The 2,264-nt window shown below is 38.8% G+C and carries 3 protein-coding genes; all 3 read right to left on the bottom strand.

Features of this window, described 5'->3' with window-relative positions; translation table 11 throughout:
* Positions 1-29 precede the first annotated feature (29 nt).
* Positions 30-521, bottom strand: a complete 492-nt coding sequence (locus N475_RS02610) for a hypothetical protein (protein ID WP_063364638.1) — start codon at positions 519-521, stop codon at positions 30-32.
* A gap of 373 nt (positions 522-894) precedes the next feature.
* Positions 895-1,416, bottom strand: a complete 522-nt coding sequence (locus tag N475_RS02615) for a T6SS immunity protein Tdi1 domain-containing protein (protein WP_063364639.1) — start codon at positions 1,414-1,416, stop codon at positions 895-897.
* 7 nt (positions 1,417-1,423) lie between these two features.
* Positions 1,424-2,264: RHS repeat-associated core domain-containing protein (locus tag N475_RS02620; protein ID WP_155732529.1), on the bottom strand; the 841-nt coding region annotated here is incomplete at its 5' end.

Raw genomic sequence — 2,264 nt, forward strand, 5'->3', positions numbered from 1 at the left:
TGATTTAGTTGCGCAGAACAGCCACAACTTTAATCACTAATCAGGTCAAATCGCATTCCTTTTATGCCTAGCTCTCTTACTTTATTAACGAAAAACTCCGAAACTAGGGGATAGTGCCCTTTCACATTTCCAAGAAGGAAGATTGGATATTGACACTCATCAAACTCATTAAAACAATACTTTTTGACATCCAGCCTAAAACCATCCACTTCGACAAACTCGCTTTCACTTTCATTTAAAGTAAAAAGCTCTTTTGTGACTGTAAACAAAAAGATTGTATTATCTCCCAGCAAAAGTTCACTCCAAAATCCACATCCTTTCAAATAGCAATTTAAACTTTTGTAAGCGTAAAAATCACAAACAATACAGTTGGGGTGAATCCAAAGAAATATATTATCTTCAGAGTCAAAACAACCTTCTTCCTTGACTCGGACTGCATTGGGTAACGCCTTTGGCTCATGAAATGCTAGGGCAGTAGAGAATAAAATATCAGCATCAGTCTCCTCGACTGGAATTAGCACTTTTTTTCCTCCAAAGGAGAGAACTTAAAAACTTTATTCATAAATTACGCCACTTCTGAAATCACTCTGTACATTCAGACTACATTAACGTTAAGACTTGACTAGAACATACATAAAAAAGCCCCGTAAAACGAGGCTATTTGCAATGCAAGCCTTTTGGTTTTGAGGGGTCTGCAAGATGCAAGACCTGACCCTGTTAATTCCCTGCTAATGAGCGTCCAATGCGCTGCCTAAAATGCCCTTGTTGTTACGGTGAAGAGTTGTTTGAATTAGCCATAAAAAGCCCCGTAAAAACGAGGCTAATTATAGTACCAGTTTGTAGACTTTTAAGGGGTTTGCAAGATGCAAGACCTGACCCTGTTATTTCCATTGTTTAATAGGCTTGGCTGACTAAATCAAAATAAGTTGCGAAGTCACCAATTTCATATTTTTCTGGCTTGTCAGTCCCTCCAGATAAAAGCCAAGGCTTCAGGATATAACAACAGCCAAACTCTAGCTTCTCACAAACACTCTGAACCTGAAGCATGTAATGTTCTTTAAGCAAATCATTAATAATGTCCTGATTCGTAAGAAAGCCGTCAAAAAACTCTTTTAGATTTATCTCGATTGGAGTCAAACGATTAAACTGAGGTTCAAATAAACTAACCTGTTCAGTTTTAGTCTCCAACAAAAATAAGTCACCAAATGCAGTTATAGAAAAAGGGATAAAGCGCTTATCATTAAGACAATCCCAAGAACCCAAATCTATTTTTTTTGCGTAGGAGTCGTTAAATATTGTTATTAACCCTCCATTATAAACCCCTGAGTTTGGCTTTGAGGGAGAATCTAAATAGTCAAGAGCACTATTATCTTCTCCAACATACGAGTCTATTTTGTAGTAATCATCAAAAACCATAAGCCACTTACCTTTTTAGGACTTCATCATCTATTTTAACTGTAACTTTTACTTTAGCATCAGAGCGGACGTTTTTTACTGAATTGTACACCTTATCGGATTGAGCCGCATTCTGTTTTCCAATTGAAGAGTTGATTGGACCATTTCCTGTGCCTGAGATATCTGTTGGTTTACCACCAATACAGCAATCAGTTTTGTGAGTAACATGGTCACCTTTAGAAGGGTTCCCTTCTGCTTTTTTGTATTTAGCAACCGCGCTATTCGCCTCTTTTCTGCCCGCTTCTCTGAAATTTTCAATATTACTTTTAATTTCACCAGCACTCTGGCTCTCTAGCCCTTTAGCTTGATCTGAGGCTTGTTTTTCAAATTCGGCTTGATCATGTTTAGGGTTTCTTTTGTAATTTAGATCAATTTCCGCGGTTTCCGTTTTGGACTTTGAAGCTTGGCTGCCTATATCAGTTGTTTTTCCATTAGCAACTTTAGAAACGCCCTTTGTAGCCCCATTAGCAACTTCTACCCCTTCTATTGTGGCCCTGCCTAGTTTTGTAGAACCAGCAGGAAGGAAAGGCGTCGCAACTGCAACTGCATCAGCAGCAAGATCAGTAAATCCATCCGCAACCATCGCCGCGTTACCAGTAGAGTAACCATATCCGATCTTACCAATATCATAGATGACATTTGCTATATCCCAAGCTGTTTCCCAGATGTAACCTGTTGGATCAGTACCCGATAACGGATTATTCATACCATAGCTATAAGGATTAATAGCTTGGCTATTACCAGCGTCATAAATAAACGGATCAACCGACATAAACCGACCAAGGTTGTAATCGTACACCCGACCGTTC

The organism is Pseudoalteromonas luteoviolacea DSM 6061 (genome assembly GCF_001625655.1).
In the GTDB taxonomy this organism is placed as follows: domain Bacteria; phylum Pseudomonadota; class Gammaproteobacteria; order Enterobacterales; family Alteromonadaceae; genus Pseudoalteromonas; species Pseudoalteromonas luteoviolacea.

Bases quoted from the DNA above. Each gene is read 5' to 3' on its own strand.
- N475_RS02615 (WP_063364639.1), bottom strand. From the start codon at position 1,416: ATGGTTTTTGATGATTACTACAAAATAGACTCGTATGTTGGAGAAGAT.